Below are 17,207 nucleotides of genomic sequence, written 5' to 3'. Positions count from 1 at the left end.
TTAATTTCAATTGGTGGTATAAAACACAGTAAAATAGTATAAAAAAGTACTTTCAATCAATAATTCTTATTGACGATGTATTTATATTAGATTAGCTTTATTTATAAGACTAATTGTTTTTTATGATTTATTTATCAGGTTTACTTATGAATATCAGCATTCGCCAATTAACCGCTTTTATCAACGTCGCTGACAACGGCAGTTTTACTCGTGCCAGCGATCAGATGCATTTGACCCAATCTGCCGTCAGTGGCTTGATTAAAGAGCTAGAATCCAGCCTCGGTATCGTGTTATTTGACCGTACGACCCGCCAGCTGTCTTTGTCAGCCGTAGGACGGCATTTATTACCGCAAGCTCGGCGCATCTTGAATGAGATGCAACTGTTTGAAAATGAGGCCAGTAGCTTGACAAGCTTAGCGCAAGGGCAAGTACGGCTTGCCGTTTCACAGTTTGCAGCTTCCTCTATGCCAGCAGTCATCGCCCAATTTGCCAAGAAGCATCCTGAGATTAGTGTGTCGTTATTGGATTGTTCGGCAGAAAATTTGCTCAGACACATTCAAGATATTGAAGTGGATTTAGGGGTTGGTACTGAGCTTGGTTTTATGGAGACTGAGGACGATATCAGCGCCGATTTGTTGTACCAACTACCGTTTTGTGTGGTCACACCGGATAACCATGCGTTGGCGCAAAAATCTGAAATCACTTGGCAGGACTTACTGGGTATTCCGCTGATCACGCTGCAAGGCCCCTTTATCGAGCAAGTAACGGCAGAGCTGGATGACAGGGTTGCGACCCATATCCAGCAAGCTCGCTACAAAGTAAATTTTATGTCCACCGCCCTTGAGATGACCCGCCAAGGCTTTGGTATCACCTTGTGTCTGCCCTATATGCCTGAGGTCATTGACTGGGTCAGCGCCAACGGCTTACAAATGAGGCCATTGATGCAACCTTTTAAAATGCGTCAATTTTTTATATACCAACGCTCTTCTAGAGCGATGTCCCCTGCCACCATTGCCTTTAAGGCATTCTTGCAGACCTATTTTTCTAGCCATTTTAATGACTTACAACGTATCTAAGTGTTGTCCACTCAAGCGTGACTCGCGCTTATACACGTCTAAAAAAAATAATTTTAGCCCACTATTTGGTTAATTATTCAAGATAACTGAATCTCATATTGAGTTAACCGTCAATTTGCTCTATGATTTTTGCCGGTTCGATTTATATTTCTATAAGGAAGCAACATGTTTGAACGTATCGACTATTACGCTGGTGATCCAATTTTAGGGCTGATGGAAAAATTTTTGGCGGATAACAACCCCAATAAAGTCAACTTAGGCATTGGTATTTACTATGACGAAAACGGCGTACTGCCTGTACTCGACTGTGTAAAAACTGCCGAACAACGCATTGCAGACCCTATCGCTCCTCGCCCGTACCTCCCTATGGCAGGCTTGCCAGGACACCGTAAAGGCTGTCAGGAGCTGCTCTTTGGTAAAGACGCTCAAATCTTAAAAGACGGTTTGGTGGCGACTATCGCAACGATCGGTGGTTCTGGTGCCCTAAAAGTCGGCGCTGAATTCATCCATGACTGGTTCCCGCAAGCTAAGTGCTACGTGAGCGATCCTACGTGGGGCAACCACATTGCCATCTTTGAGGGCTCTGATGTTGTCGTTGGCAAATATCCGTACTACGACAAAGCCAATAGTAGTGTCAAGTTTGATGAGATGATTGCGTTCTTTGAGACGTTGAATAAAAATGATGTGGTCTTGCTCCACCCTTGCTGCCACAACCCAACGGGTATGGATTTGACCCGTGAGCAATGGGATACGGTACTAAACGTGATTCAAGCGCGTGAACTGATTCCATTTATGGATATTGCTTACCAAGGCTTTGGCGAAGACATGGACAGCGACGCTTATGCCATTCGTAAAGCCGTCGATATGGGTTTGCCATTATTTGTCAGCAATTCCTTCTCTAAAAACTTATCGCTGTATGGCGAGCGTGTTGGTGGTTTATCGGTGGTTTGTCCAACCGTAGACGAAACCGAGCGTGTATTTGGTCAACTAAATGCTACCGTACGCCGTATCTACTCAAGCCCACCGTCACACGGTGGCCGCGTCGTCGATATCGTGATGAATGACGAAGCGTTACACGAACAGTGGGTTGGCGAAGTGTATGCGATGCGTGATCGCATCAAAGCCATGCGTTTCAAGCTCAAATCCGTGTTAGAAGCCAAAATTCCTAACCGCGACTTTGATTATATTACCCGTCAAAATGGGATGTTCAGCTTTACCGGCTTAACACCTGAGCAGGTCGAACGTCTACAAAGCGAGTTTGGTATTTATATGGTCTCTAACTCACGCATGTGTGTGGCTGGCTTAAACACCAGCAATATCGATTATGTTGCCAATGCGATGGCAGACGTTTTAAAAGACTGATTCGGTTTTGTAGCCAATGACATGGCTTAGAAAAAACAGATAATAACAGACAAGGCTGAGCAATTTAGTTGCTCAGCCTTTTTTATGCGCGGTGTTTTTTATGCACGGTGTTTTCTCAACTAATAAAAGTGAATAGCAACCCACCACATCCGCCCTGCGTAACACGAGTGATAAAAACTCTGCATAAAAATCCTTGCAATATACGCCTCTATAAATTACATTATTCATAAGTGGTTAACTATAACGTAATTTATTATTCATTCTTAGCAAGGAGCCCCTCATGTCAACGACTGACACCGCCCTCACCTCGTTTATCGACATCGCGAGCGATTCTGATTTCTCTATTCATAATCTGCCTTATGGCATTTTTAGCGACACTACCGATGGCAAACGCCGCGCTGGTGTGGCCATTGGCGAGCAAGTATTGGATCTGTCTGTCATCGAAGCAGAAGGTTTGTTAAATTTAGAGGGTGGTTCCTATTTTGATCAACCCACCCTAAATGCTTTTATTGACTCTGGTCGAAATAACTGGACTCAGGCACGTAACACCATTCAATCACTGCTATCTAGTGACAATGACACCTTACGTGACAACGCAGACTTGCAGAAAAAAGCCCTGTTTAAGCAAGCAGACGTCACCATGCACCTGCCTGTGCAAGTACCAGGCTTTACAGATTTTTACTCTTCTAAAGAGCACGCAACCAATGTGGGTACTATGTTCCGTGACCCGAACAATGCGCTCCTCCCTAACTGGACTGAGATGCCAGTTGGCTATAACGGCCGTGCTAGTACAGTTATCGTGACTGGTACAGATGTTGTACGCCCATCGGGTCAGCTAAAACCAAATGCCGATGAGCGCCCTGTTTTTTCAGCCTGTAAGCGTCTGGATTTTGAGCTTGAGACCGCTTTTGTCGTCGGTAAAGGCAATAATATTGGTCAACCGATTGCAGTAGATGATGCTTTTGCGCACATCTTTGGCATGGTCTTGCTCAACGATTGGTCAGCTCGTGACATACAAAAGTGGGAATACGTGCCTTTAGGCCCATTTAACGCCAAAACGTTTGCCTCAGAAGTGTCCCCTTGGATTGTGACCATGGATGCGTTGGCCCCTTTCAAAACCTCATGTCCAACCCAAGAGCCAAAACCGCTTGCTTATCTGAACGAAAAAGACACGGATAATAGCTTTGATATCAATCTATCGGTAGAGCTACTACCTGAAAATGCTGAGAGCGCCACGGTGGTTTGCGAAACCAACTTTAAATACATGTACTGGTCAATGGCTCAGCAGCTCACCCACCACACCATCACTGGCTGTAAAGTAGAAGTGGGTGACATGATGGGCTCAGGTACCATTTCAGGTTCAACGCCTGACTCTTATGGCTCAATGCTAGAGATCGCTTGGAACGCCACCAAACCCGTCACACTCAAAGGTGGCGAGACCCGCAGCTTTATCGAAGATGGCGATACCGTGATCATGAAAGGCTATAGCGAAAAGAACGGCATTCGTGTCGGTTTTGGGGAAGTACGCGGCAAAGTATTACCCGCTATCAACTTTGATTTTGACAAATAGTATTGACACATAAAACAGGCGTGCAATGAATCAAACCGAGCTACCAGTCATCTCACTTCCTGTACTGGTGGCTTGTTGAGTGACACGCCTTATCAAAAGGAGTTTGATATGAGCTTTAAAATTGAAAAAATCCATCATGTGGCCTACCGCTGCAAAGACGCCAAAGAAACCGTTGAATGGTATCAAAAACATCTAAATATGGATTTTATCCTCGCATTCGCTGAAGATCATGTACCCTCGACCAAAGCCTTTGACCCTTATATGCATGTCTTTTTAGACGCGGGTAATGGCAATGTTTTGGCGTTTTTCGAGGTGCCCAATCAACCAGAGATGGGCTTTGATCCCAATACACCAAACTGGGTTCAGCACTTGGCACTCAAGGTTAAAGATCGTGAAGAATTACTGGTGGCTAAAGATCATTTAGAAAAAACGGGGATCGATGTGATCGGGGTGACCAATCATGGTATCTTCCATTCTATTTACTTCTTTGATCCCAACGGTCACCGCTTAGAGCTGACCTATGACGACTCCGCTTCCGAATCAAAAATTTCTATGATCACCGAAGAGATGAAGCAAGAGATGCTTGATGAGTGGGCACGTACCAAACGCGCACCAACGCATACTCAGTTTTTGCATGCTGAAGAATTGGCTGAGGCACGCGAGGTAGTCCCTGTCGGTGAGTAAGCCTCACTTGATGCACCCTACTCCCTAAGGTAGCGCCTGTGTTCTTGGCTATGCCACTTGATACCGCTGCGCTATCGCTATTATTTGCTCAACCACGTTACGTTGTTTACTCATTGGTAGCTGCTCTGTGGTTCCGATGATTGTAATGGCGTACTCTAGTGGCAAGCTTTCGACAGAGGGCTTGTCATTGCTAAAGGGCTGAGAAGCCGTAATACTGGTAAGTGGGGGCAAGATTATAGGTACTGTGATGGCATTGATACCCATCAACATATCGCCCGTGACGGTCGCATAACCTTGGGTGCGAATCTTAGCTTGCAGTTGGGTAAAATTTTGCCATTTATCGGCTATTACCGCGTCATTTTTTGTCTGCCACTCTGCCATGACCAATGGCTTAACAATCTTGTCAGGTTGATAGCTCGCAAACAACTGTCCTGTCGCCGAGGTCGTCAGCGGCATACGTGAACCAATACGTGTAATAATGCTAATTGGGCTGTCCGGCTCAACAGATTGTATGATGATAGGGCCTTCACTAAACCATTTAGCGATTTGTACCCCGCAGTTGAAAATGTCTTTTATTTCACTAGCAACCTGCGTGAGACGCTCCAATACATTGTTTTGATTGTATCCTGTGTGCCCCAACGCTGCCAAGGCATTGACCCTCTCGCCTAGTCCATAGCGGCCATCGCTAAGCTTACGGGCGTAGTCTTTACGAATGAGACTGACTAAATAACGATGGCACTTTGCCGGATGCATCTGCATCACTTGGCCGATGTCCTTTAGCATCATAGGCTCGTTGTGCTCAATGAGAACATCTAATATCGACAGTCCAATCTCGAGTGACTGCACGCCACTTTGGTTTTTGCTCGTGGCAGAGTTATCTATAAGGCTTTTGGCTACTGGCATGGGTTGCTCGATTAAATATCAATTAAATAAAAACGTGACTCAGTAATACTTGTCGTTGACTGTGTGAAATAAGCTTGGTATCAATCATTATAACGTCTTATTCTACAGTCAACATACCACAATAAAAGGAATTAATAATGATGAAACTTTACGGCTACTTTCGTAGCAGCACCTCTTACCGTACTCGTATCGCCTTGAATTTAAAAGGCTTAGATTACGATAATATCACCGTTAATCTGGCGCAAGATGAGCAGCTAGAGAAAGCGTTTCAATCCATCAATCCTCAAGGATTGGTGCCTGTTCTGCAAGCTGACGACTTATTGTTGTACCAAAGTCCGGCTATTTTAGAGTGGCTGGAGGAAGTCTATCCTGAAAATCCCTTATTACCTAAAGACCCAGCTGGTCGTATGCACGTGCGCGCTATGAGCGCCATGATTGGCTGTGACATTCACCCAATCAACAACCGTCGTATCTTACAGTATCTACGCCATGAGTTGTCAGTAGATGAGAAGGAAGTGATGGCATGGTGCAACCGCTGGATGAGTGAGGGGTTCGCCGCTTTAGAGAAACGCCTAGCGACCGATAAAACTCGTGGAAAATTCTGCTACGGTGACAGCCCTACTTTTGCAGATTGCTATTTGGTTCCGCAAGTCTCTTCTGCTCACCGCTTTAAGGTGGATCTTAGTGCTTATCCTAATATCGTCGACATCGATACGCATTGTCGCACGCTAAAAGCATTTGCAGACGCTGATCCTACGGTGCAACCTGATGCGCCAAAAGCCTAATAAGTCTCAAAGCATTCCTGTAATGAGTGTCTAACGCCAGTGGAAACCAATGGGAAAACGAATAGCCACTTAAGAAAATTTTTTATTCTCTGTCTAAATGCGTTAAACCCTATCTCTTTAATCCATAAAAAAGCAAGACAGCGACTGTCTTGCTTTTTTGTGTCTTGTTAATCATCTTAATACTTGGCGCGGCTGCTTACTCAGTCGAAATGGAAGCCTGCACCGATCGAGGCACCTGCATTGCCTTGCGTATCTGCGGTACCGCTTAGCTTCATGACCCAACGACCGTCATTAGATAGTTTAGAGAAGCCGATAGCAACGGCGCTTTCTCCATTGTACGTACCCACACCGCCTCCTATCATCGACTTACCTGAAATATAGGCTTGTGGTAGTGAGGACATCGCCATGGCGGCTGAAATACCCGCGTTTGCATCGTCTTCAACTTCACCAATTTTATAGCCTAATTGATTCATGTTGTCACCCAGTCTTCTACTAACCGCATCTAATTGACCGAAGTTCACGGCGTCTCGAGCTTCTACCCCATCAGCAACACCAGTCATACGCTGATTGCCTGCATATAGACCTTGAGCGGTCATACTTGGACCATCTTGCATACTAATACCGTTGCTGTTGATAACCGTCGTACCAGCGGTCACACTATCTACGTTAATGTTACCATTCAAGTCAAATTTGATGCTACTGCCCTCTGCGGTGGTCGTTATGTTGTTACCACCTGTGAAGCTTAAGACGCTAGCATCCCCTACTGGTTTGTTGATATTAGCACCACTGTCTGCCCCAAAATTGAGACCAGCATCGAGCCTGTCCTTATTGGCCGCGATGTTTGTAGTATTGGTGCTGATATTGGTGGTGTTAGTGGCAATATTAGTGGTATTGGTGGTGATCGCCGTGGTGTTGTTTTGTACGTTTTCATTGATTGCAATCGTACCTTGTCTGATAGAAGCAATCGCACCATCAATATTGCCTTGACCGGTCCCGCCGATATTGCTATTGGTAAAAGTACCATCTAGCGGATTGTAGACGGTATTACCGCCAATAATGCTGCTGATACCACTGCCTTGTGCATAGAGCTGACCACCGTTGATGGCATCTTGGCTGCCTGCTGTCACCGCACCATTTTGAACATTCGTAATCTTGTTATCAGCGGCATCAATACCACTTTTAGTGACGCTTGGACCACCCGCAATAGTGAGACCGTTATCGTTGATAGTGGTATCACCCGCTGTGACGCTAACCACGCTAATATCTGGATTTAAATCAAAGCTGATATCATTCGGGCCAGCAGGTACCGCCGCCGCACTTGCACCTATAGCAGCATTATTGACTAACGTTCTAGACACTTTAATGTTGCCATCTTTGCTATTCATATCAACCGTGCTTCCTTGTCTGACCATGGTAGCAACATCACCTTGAGCTGTGATCCCCCAACCTTGATCTAAAGCAACGGCCACTTCGTTTAATTGCCCGACGTTTACGGCATCAGTGTCTAGAGTGCCTTTACCGACATTGCGGATTGGGTTGCCACCATTGTCAAGACCACGGCTGCTCAGCAAGACCGTTCTACCTAAGCCATTATCAACAAAGGTAAAACCTGTGCTGTTCATGATGCTATCCCCTATCTGCATACGACCATCGTCGCCCAAGTCCAATTGGTTGTTGAGACGAACCTGAACACCAGTGGCAGAAGCAACGGTAGTAAGGTTACTATCGCCGGTCACATTGATGGTATCTCCTAAGGCGAATTGCTGGTCGTTGGCGCTATTGCCATCACCAATTTTGATGCCTTTAGCGATGTTTTCGTTAGTCTCAAATAACTGACGACCGTTCACTGCGTCCTGACTAGTAGTGCTCAACAATCCATCAGCCACATTCGTGATTTTATTATTGCCATTGTTAAGCCCATTGTTCGTCAGCGCCACTTGGTTGTTATCACCGTTATATAAAGTGATACCCGCATTATTAACCTGAGTATTACCAGTGGTGACACTTCCTGTATCACCAAGGTTAATATCTTTAGCCAACCTGACAGTTAACGTATCAGCGCCATTAGCGGTGACACTAATGTTTTTCGTCGCTGGATCAGCATCGATAGTATCGCCACCTTTAACCGTGAGCTTTTGACCAAGCTTGCGGTTGACGTCAGTCCCACTATCCCCGCCAAAGTTTAAGCCTTTATCCACTGTGGTAGTCGTGGCTTGTAATTGACCAAAGTTCACGGCATCGCTATCTAACACACCGGCAGCAACCCCTTTGATCTGATTACCACCATTGTCAAGACCGGTGCTGCTCAGTCTGACGGTACTGCCTTCTAGGAAGCTGACACCACCAGTGTTTACCAAGGTGTTGCCTGTAGTCACTTCGGTAAAGGCAACCTTGTCCTTTGTAGACACTTTAATACCATTGTCCTCAGCGGTGAGAACAATATTATCCCCTGTTAGGAAATTGGCTGTATTGTCTGTTTTATCCAGAGTTTTGACATTTTGACCGTCAATCTGTGTGATGACAGTCTGCATAGCGCTGTCCGCTTTTACTAGACTGGCTTTGCTGGATTCACTCAAGTCAACTGCGTAGTCAGTCACGTTAGTCGCCTCGTCTTTGTCACCTGCTGTGACAGTGACTGCGGCAGACCCAGCTGAAGCGGTGACACCATCAGCATTGACAGTATAGACGTCTTGTCCTGTGATACTGTCAGTTGAGAAGTCAACACTAGAGACATTGGTGCCTTTTATAACTTTGGTTCTAGCAGCGGCAGACGCACTATTAAGCTGACTGACATTGACAGCATCTTTAGCCTGTATGCCATTATCAACGTTAACAACTCTTTTGTTACCCGCATTGATACCAGTAGTCGTCACGCTTGGGCCACCGACAATGTTAAGACCGCTACTAGATAGAACGGTAGTAGAGAATGGGTTTGATACAGTAACACCCAAACTACTAACTCTCGTGTTAACTAGGGCATTACCTGTTCTAACACCTAAGCCATCAACGGTTGTATTTAATAAGGAATTACCTGTTGTGAGACCAGAACGATCAAGCGTCGTTGTCCTTCCTAGTCCGAAAGGAAAACTCGAACCCATCTTAACGCTACCGTTGCTGCCTAAATCAAGATCGTTATTAAGCTTGACTTCTATTTTGCCATTTCTTACTCTTGTGTCGATGTTGTCATTAGAACCAACTACCTCAACTTGCTCTCCTAGCTGTTTCATTACCGTTTGACCATCAGCAGCTTTTAAACCAAAGCCTTGGTTAACCTTAGTATTGGTTTCAAATAACTGACTGCCATTGACTGCATCGGTGCTAGCTTCGCTTATATCGCCCGCAGCGACGTTAGTCAGTGTGACTGGGGAGGTTGAACCCATGCCACCTAGTGTTACACTAGTTTTGGCTAAGTTATCATACTGCACTGAATTATCTGCTTTAATCAGACTGTCTTTAGTATCTTGACTTAAATCAACCGCGTAATCAGTTAAGTTAGTGGTATCAGTAGCGGCGCTTACTGTTACTGCAGCAGAACCTGCTGAGGTTTTAGAACCCTTGGCATTAACGGTATATACATCTTGACCGTTATCACCTGTCGACTTCACGACATCAGCAACGTTAGTACCTGCAACCACTTCTGTTTTAGCAGCGGCAGTTGAGCTGTTCAGCTGACTGACATTGACAGCGTCTTTAGCCTGTATGCCATCATCAACGTTAACAACTCTTTTATTACCCGCATTGATACCATTAGACTTAGTAATACTTGGGCCATTGAACATGCTTAGACCATCACTGGTCAACGTTGCATTAGATAGTGGATTTGTACCTGTTACCGTCACACCAAGTCCACTAACTGTAGTCACACCGCCCATTGCTAGACCACCTGTGACCATGCCCAAGCGATTAACTTGAGTGCCACTAAAGATATTACCTGTACTGATACTGCCGTTGCTGCCTAGATCAAGATCATTATTGAGCTTGACTTCTATTTTGCCATTTCTCACTCTTGTGTCGATGTTGTCATTAGAGCCGACGACTTCTACCGCTTGACCTAATGATTTTTGTACGACATAACCATCAGCAGCTTTTAAACCAAAGCCTTTATTGATAGTAGTCGTGTTACTTTCGACGGCTTCATTCGTCGCATGCAACTGGCTGCCGTTAACAGCATCGGTACTGGTTGCGTTGACAGCGCCTGCGGCGACGTTAATGATCTGACGTTCATTACCAACTGAACCAACACTCATTACCCCTACTGGCGCTGAGCCTGCATAAGTATAAGGCGTTCCGTTAATAATAATTCCAGTTTCAGTGGTGGCAGCACGATCAGTAGATAAATTGCCTAGCACAATACTGTTATCTTGAGTGGTTTTAACACCGTTGCCTAGAACAAAAGTATTGTCGTTACCAACCGTATTGTCATTACCCATCACGTAACTGCCTGAGCCAGTGATGGTGTTAGGATCACCAAACGCACCTGAATTGTTGCCTGTTACGTTATTCTCAGTCCCTATGGCGATTGAGTTAGCACCGCTCACTGTATTGCCTTTACCTATCGCTATTGACTCTTTACCATCCACTACACTTCGATCGCCTAGAGCAACAGAACTAACGCCATTTGCGTCTGAACTAAAGCCCATAGCCGTTGCCCATTGTTTAGTTGCCTTAGAGCCAACACCAACTGCGGTGCTTTGTACTGCACTAGCGAGCGTACGCGAACCAATAGCAGTACCTGTCAGAGTAGTAGCCTGCGCACCTTCACCTAAAGCCACTGAACGCTCGCCTAAGGCTTTAGCATTGACACCAATCGCTGTCGCATTTTTATTAGTAGCTTCCGCTTTAAAGCCAACCGCTGATGCGTTTGCACCTACAGCTTTAGAGAAGCCGCCTAACACTAAAGCACCATCACCATCCGCTCGAGAGCGACGACCTAGTGCTGCACTATCTTCGCCTCGCGCACTAGCAGTAGGACCAACAGCTGTCGCACCTAAACCTTCTGCACTACTCTTGACACCTAGCGCAACTGATTCTCCACCTTTAGCCTTAGCTTCAAAACCTGATGCCAAACTGCTACGGGCTGTTGCTTCTGCACCAGCACCAAAGGCACTAGCCTGAATACCGTTTGCAAACGCATTCTCTCCAACAGCAGTAGAGCTATCACCGTTTGCATTGGCATTAGCACCAACCGCAAGAGCGTCATTGCCTGTTACTGACGTTGTGTATGGCTGTGTACTGCTAGAGCGAATAGGGAAATCAATGCCAGCAACGATCGTATCTAATGCTTTGAGCTGGGCCACGTTCACTGCATCAGTATCTGCTGAGCCATCTGCAACGTTAATGATACGACGTTCGCTTCCAACAGCTCCTACCGAGACCGTACCATTATTTGCGTCAGCAGCAACGTTGGTTAAGAAAGAAGCACCACTTTGTACAGTTGCAACAGAGTTTTGACCTAAAGCGACACTGTTTAAAGCATTTACTCTAGAACCTTTACCTAGGGCAACGCCACCTAAAGCTTGAGCTTGTGCATCAAGACCAAGTGCAATGGTGTCTTGGGCAGTTGCTTTTGCTTCATAGCCTATCGCAACCGCACGACTTGCGGTCCCGTTTGTGGCTCTTTGACCTATCGCAACTGAATTAACACCTGCTTTTGCATCTTGACCACCAGCAAAGCCGTTGAATGAAGATCTTGCACCTTCACCGATGACGGTTGCGCTTGCGTTTCCAAACGCGTTTTCTCCAATAACAGTTGAGTTACTACCGTTTGCATTGGCATTAGACCCAACGGCAAGAACATCAATGCCTGTTACTGACGTTGTGTATGGCTGTGTACTGCTAGAGCGAATAGGGAAATCAATGCCAGCAACGATCGTATCTAATGCTTTGAGCTGGGCCACGTTCACTGCATCACTGTCTTGACTACCGGCAGCGACATTGACGATCTGACGAGCACCGCCCTCAATACTGCTTCCTACTGAAACAGCACCGTAATCTGCGCCGCTTTGTGTCGCTGTGATGGCGGTGGTCGCTCCCATACTTGCGCCTGTTGGAACATAGCCAACTGCGCCGCCTGCCACATTAGCCACTGAACCTGCACCAAGTGCGACTGATCCTTTTTCACTTGCTGAAGCACCGATACCAAAGGCAGAAGACGCGACACCAGATGAAGAGGACTGTATGCCAATAGCGGTAGATAGTGCACCTTCAGATAGCGACTTTGCCCCAATAGCTATGGAGGCGGCACCACCTGACTCAGTGTTTACCTTATAGCGCGGCGTTTCAACCAAATCACGACCTGTATAGGAGAAGAAAGTAGTATTGACATCGCCGCCATTGAGTGTGGATGCTGAGGTCCCATTGATATTGGCTTTTGAGGCATCATCTAGATCATCGCCTCCAATAGCGATAGAAGACGCACCTTTTGACACGACGTTTGCACCGATAGCGATAGACTGTTGTCCACTAGCTACGGTGTTCTGCCCACTCTCTCCGCTACCAATAGCGATGGCTTGACCACCCGTAGCAGTTGCATTGCCGCCCATAGCCATAGCATTCGGTCCGGTTGCGCCATCGTTATTGGCATTACCAGTAGCGGTTGAATTGACACTATAGTACTTGGTTTTGTTGGCAGCGACGGTATTGGTTAAACTATGCAGTTGTGAGCCATTAACCGCATCTTTACTACTAGCATTAATCAACCCGTTAGCTACATTAATTACCTTGTTATTGCCATTATTTAAGCCGCTACTACTCAAAACGACATTATTGGCTACACTACTAGCCGTGATTTTGATACCAGAGTTGTCGACTAAGGTATCGCCAGTTTTGAGGCTGCCATCAGTACCAAGATCGATATTTTGAGCTAGTTTGATGGTTAAAGTATCACCTGTACCAAAGACACCAATGTTGCCATTCGTTAGCGGTCCTGTTGCACCGCCTAAGATATTGAGTGTCTCACCATCACTGCGTGTAATAGTTGTAGCATTATCCCCTTCAAACTTTAGCGCTATTGAACCTCCTGAGCCACCAGAGTTAGAATTATTGTTGTGACTGTTGTTACCAGGGCTATGACTGTGGACACCATGACTGCCGTGGCTATGACTATAGTTACCCTCATGATGATTGTCAGTACCTGTCGCATTGGTTTGCATACCAAAACCAGCAGCCAGCAGTCCTAGTCCAATAGCACTTAGGCGTAATTTATTGACAGAAGCCAGATTAGACGTTGTATTGATGGTAGCGTTAGAGTTAACACTAGATTTGGAAGATTTGCCGCGTCCCTTTGCATATTCACCGACTGCGGTAAAACAACTTAAGGCTTCATTCCAGATGACTTTATAGATGCGGTTCATGATATGTACTCCCTTACAGATTTGTCAGATTTGAAAAAATCAGAGATAAAATCTATCTTTCAGAGAGTCGATATCACAAAATAAAACGGGGTATAAGCTTATAATCCTATCGCCTTTTTTAGGCGGTCATTTGCATTAAAGTTAACAAGACGTTTTTTCTTGTAAGTGTTTATCACCCTCTCTATATATTAGTATTACCGAATATATAGAGAGTAACAATGCAGCCTATCCGATGATTAATACCACTTATCGGTTATATTCTTATAAATGAATATAATGTTTTTAGCCTTTATTGTCTGTACGAACTTACCTTCCGTGTCTCATAGGCAGTACTATCTGCACCGTCAATCCTTGTACGCCATCTTGGCGATTATAAACATTGATATATCCCTTATGTGCCATCACCACAGCGTGGACAATTGCTAACCCCAGCCCATAGCCCCCAGTTTCTCGGTGACGGGCAGAATCAAGGCGTACAAACGGTTGAAAAATACGCTCTAGATCTTTATCTGCAATGCCGCCGCCTGCATCTGTTATATTGATTTGAATAGCAGGTATCTTATTAGCCACCTCTATTTTTTTAACGTCAGCCATCACCACTGAATCAGAGGCCGTGTGCATAAAAGCATTGCGGATGACATTTTCAAGGGCACTGTGCAACTGTTCTTGATTGCCAAGCACCGTCCAAGAAGTTATTGGAGAATTTTTTGATGAAAATTTGGGTGATTGCCATTGCCAGCTCACGTTTTTATGTTGAAACTCAAAACAAACATCTTGTCCAATCTCACTGATAATCTCAGAGATATCGACCGCTTCACTCTCTAGACTATCGACAGTGTATTGCTGCATTTGTAAAGATTGGATATGAATGATCTGTCCAATCAACTCATTCATACGTGTAGATTCTTTATCAATGCGATCAAGGTAACGGCTGGCATTAGGAGCAAAGTCGCGAGTCAGCTCAGTGGCAACTTCCAGACGCGCCAATGGCGAGCGTAGCTCATGTGAGATATCACTTAACATCTGCTTGCGTGCCAGCTCACTCTCAGCCAAGCGCGTGGACAGTTTGGCCACATCTTTGGCCAATAACCCCAACTCATCATCCCCCATTTTGGATAGATTTGGTTGAGCCTGATAGTCGCCGTCAATCATACGGTGCACCGTGTGTTGGACACGGCGAATGCGCCGAGTCAGCGTACGACTGAGCCAGACACAGACTAAGACACTAAAAACAATAATCAATAACAAACGTATCGGAAAGTTGCCACGTTGCAGCTCTATCACATCTGAGAAACGCAAATGTGGGCGCAGCTGTATAATGACTGTCTGCTTGTCTGGCAACACAACTGTCACGTCAGCCAATTCAGGGCGATTATCAGGGTCAGCTAACGTAGCGCTACGCGGTACCATTGGGGATAGAATATGGTTTAAAACAGACGGCTTATCACGCGACACACCATCGTCGTCTTTCGACTTTTTAATAGTATCCAATTTGGACATGGCTGGTACTGACTGTGCGGTTTGTATGGATGACGAATCTATCGTTTGATTATCCTCTTGCATACGCTCTTGCCTGCGCTGCTCACCCCTATCCAGATAGCGCGGAAACATGATGGCCCCTTGCTCATCATAGACTCTAACCTGACTCATCAGCCAACGGTCTTGACGATACATCTGCCTGACTGTCGTCAAATCTCCAGCTTGTAACGCGTCAACCATCTCCTGACGCTTAATCAGTAAACGGTCAATTTGCACATCCATGCGAGCCGTCAGCTCTTTCTCAACCAGCCAACGCTCCACTATAATAGACAAAACAGAGGTCATTAAAATCGTCAATAACAGACTTAAAAATAGACGCCAAAAAATGGTGACTCGTACCTTAAATATAGGCGCTTTCATCATTGAATCCATCATTAAAGTACCAACTGATACCCTTTCCCACGAACCGCTTTGATCGGTTCATCGTGAAAAGGTTGTAGTTTTTTACGCAGACGCGAAACATGAACATCAAGACTTCGATCAAACGGCTGCAATTCACGCTGCAAAACATGCTCTGACAGCCACGTCTTACTGACGACCTCACCCTTTTGTTTAAGCAGCGCGACCAACAGATCAAACTCGGTACCAGTCACTTGTAACTCTGTGCCATCTATCTGGCAAACTCGCTGATTTTGATCAAGTTGTAAGCGACTTTCAGGTAAAGGCATGTGCTCCGATGCAGCCACATTAGTACGTTTAATCACTGCATTGATGCGCGCCAGTAGCTCTCTAGGATTGCAGGGCTTGGTAATATAATCATCAGCGCCAAGCTCTAAACCAATGATACGATCAATCTCCTCCCCTTTTGCCGTCAGCATGATCACGGGGATATCACTGATACTTGGTAATTGACGTAGCACACTCAGTCCATCGATTTTTGGCATCATAATATCAAGTACCAGCAAGTCATAAGTCACAACCTTACTATTCGCCGTCTTAAGTTTCTGAATCACGGCTTCTCCATCGTGGACGCAATCGCATGTCACACCATGATTGTGCAAATACTCTTGTAATAACTGAGTCAACTCTTCATCATCGTCGCCTAACAGTATATTTGGCACGTCTGTCTCCTTCAGCGTTACCTAGCTTTATCGCTCATATTATCAGGCATGTGCTGATCAATACGCCATAAACGTTACCTTTCTTAATATTTCATAAATGTTCGTAACCTTTAACTGTCGTAAGATAGCCACTATCAACAGTAAATATGGCACTTATCTATCGTCCTAAAAAAAAGCTGAAAAGCTGATACTGGTCAAATAAGACTTTACTGTTCATTTAACCACTCCATATAAAATTAAGTTAAATAAGGGATATCATCATGAAAAAACTACTATTGGGCTCAGTACTAGCCGTATCTAGCGTATTTACCGTGACTGCGTGTACTAGCGTCAATGCAACCACTGACACAGCGCCCAAAACCAGCAAAATGCAGCATAAAGATGGGATGAAAAAAGGCGGTATGAGAGGCCCCATGTCCCAGCTGGATCTGACAGCGACGCAGCAAGCACAAATCAAAGCCATCATAGAAGCAAAACATGGTGACTATAAAACCGATCGCGCCCAACACAAAGCAGAGCGTGCGCAAATGCACCAGCAGGTGCAAACGTTGACCACTGCAAGCACGCTAAACGACGCTGCTGTCAATCGTTTGGCCGATCAGCAAGCAGCTAAAGCAAAACAGCGCTTTATCGAACGTATACAAATGCAACACGCCATCTCTCAAGTCTTGACGCCTGAGCAGCGCGAAAAAATGGCCAAATTAAAAGCTGAAAAAATGGCTAAAGGTCATAAAGGCTCAGAACAGCGTAAAATGCATGGTAAACAGCACCAAGGTATGTAAATCATCGTTAAAGACAGAATGACATTCATGCGTCATGTCTTATAGTCTAAGTGTCATCAAATCAAAAAGTGCATCGTATAAACGGTGCACTTT

At 45.4% G+C, this 17,207-nt stretch carries 10 protein-coding genes; 6 read left to right on the top strand and 4 right to left on the bottom strand.

All coding sequences use genetic code 11. From position 1 onward, the window contains the following. Positions 1 to 146: 146 nt before the first annotated feature. The 4 genes from JFC06_RS00285 to JFC06_RS00270 all read left to right on the top strand — a co-directional run bounded on the left by JFC06_RS00285 (position 147) and on the right by JFC06_RS00270 (position 4,692). Positions 147 to 1,076 carry a LysR family transcriptional regulator gene (locus tag JFC06_RS00285; RefSeq protein ID WP_193006386.1) on the top strand — a complete coding sequence of 310 codons (930 nt, stop codon included), beginning with the start codon at positions 147 to 149 and terminating at the stop codon, positions 1,074 to 1,076. Between the two features lie 165 nt (positions 1,077 to 1,241). Next, positions 1,242 to 2,438, top strand: coding sequence for an amino acid aminotransferase (locus JFC06_RS00280; RefSeq protein WP_198333530.1), 1,197 nt, complete (start codon positions 1,242 to 1,244; stop codon positions 2,436 to 2,438). 280 nt (positions 2,439 to 2,718) lie between these two features. Then, a complete protein-coding gene (gene fahA, locus JFC06_RS00275; RefSeq protein WP_193006384.1) occupies positions 2,719 to 4,008 on the top strand; it encodes a fumarylacetoacetase in 1,290 nt (429 codons plus the stop codon). Between the two features lie 108 nt (positions 4,009 to 4,116). Further along, entirely contained in the window at positions 4,117 to 4,692 is a 576-nt protein-coding gene (locus tag JFC06_RS00270; protein ID WP_193006383.1) for a VOC family protein, read from the top strand. A gap of 48 nt (positions 4,693 to 4,740) precedes the next feature. Here JFC06_RS00270 and JFC06_RS00265 read toward each other — a convergent pair whose 3' ends face one another. Beyond that, positions 4,741 to 5,595, bottom strand: coding sequence for an IclR family transcriptional regulator (locus JFC06_RS00265; RefSeq protein ID WP_198333529.1), 855 nt, complete (start codon positions 5,593 to 5,595; stop codon positions 4,741 to 4,743). 140 nt (positions 5,596 to 5,735) lie between these two features. Here JFC06_RS00265 and maiA point away from each other — a divergent pair, with 140 nt between their 5' ends. Further along, on the top strand, positions 5,736 to 6,380 hold the full coding sequence (gene maiA / locus JFC06_RS00260; protein ID WP_198333762.1) for a maleylacetoacetate isomerase: 645 nt from the start codon (positions 5,736 to 5,738) through the stop codon (positions 6,378 to 6,380). Positions 6,381 to 6,580: 200 nt separating this feature from the next. On the opposite strand, the gene JFC06_RS00255 is transcribed toward maiA, so the two are convergent. From JFC06_RS00255 to JFC06_RS00245, 3 genes are all read right to left on the bottom strand, one after another. Then, positions 6,581 to 13,732, bottom strand: coding sequence for a YadA-like family protein (locus tag JFC06_RS00255; protein ID WP_198333528.1), 7,152 nt, complete (start codon positions 13,730 to 13,732; stop codon positions 6,581 to 6,583). 306 nt (positions 13,733 to 14,038) lie between these two features. After that, positions 14,039 to 15,544, bottom strand: coding sequence for a sensor histidine kinase (locus JFC06_RS00250; protein ID WP_227670182.1), 1,506 nt, complete (start codon positions 15,542 to 15,544; stop codon positions 14,039 to 14,041). A 101-nt stretch (positions 15,545 to 15,645) separates the two neighbouring features. Beyond that, positions 15,646 to 16,332: a response regulator transcription factor gene (locus tag JFC06_RS00245; protein WP_198333527.1), complete on the bottom strand. Its 687-nt coding sequence runs from the start codon at positions 16,330 to 16,332 to the stop codon at positions 15,646 to 15,648. Positions 16,333 to 16,592: 260 nt separating this feature from the next. On the opposite strand from JFC06_RS00245, the gene JFC06_RS00240 reads away from it, so the two are divergent. Beyond that, the gene (locus JFC06_RS00240; RefSeq protein ID WP_198333526.1) at positions 16,593 to 17,114 is read left to right on the top strand and encodes a Spy/CpxP family protein refolding chaperone; all 522 of its coding nucleotides are present in this window, start codon (positions 16,593 to 16,595) and stop codon (positions 17,112 to 17,114) included. The last annotated feature ends 93 nt before the right edge of the window (positions 17,115 to 17,207 follow it).

The organism is Psychrobacter namhaensis (assembly GCF_016107545.1).
In the GTDB taxonomy this organism is placed as follows: Bacteria; Pseudomonadota; Gammaproteobacteria; order Pseudomonadales; family Moraxellaceae; genus Psychrobacter; species Psychrobacter namhaensis.
The sequence above is the reverse complement of the archived record's forward strand: the minus strand, read 5'-3'. Positions and strand labels throughout refer to the sequence as shown.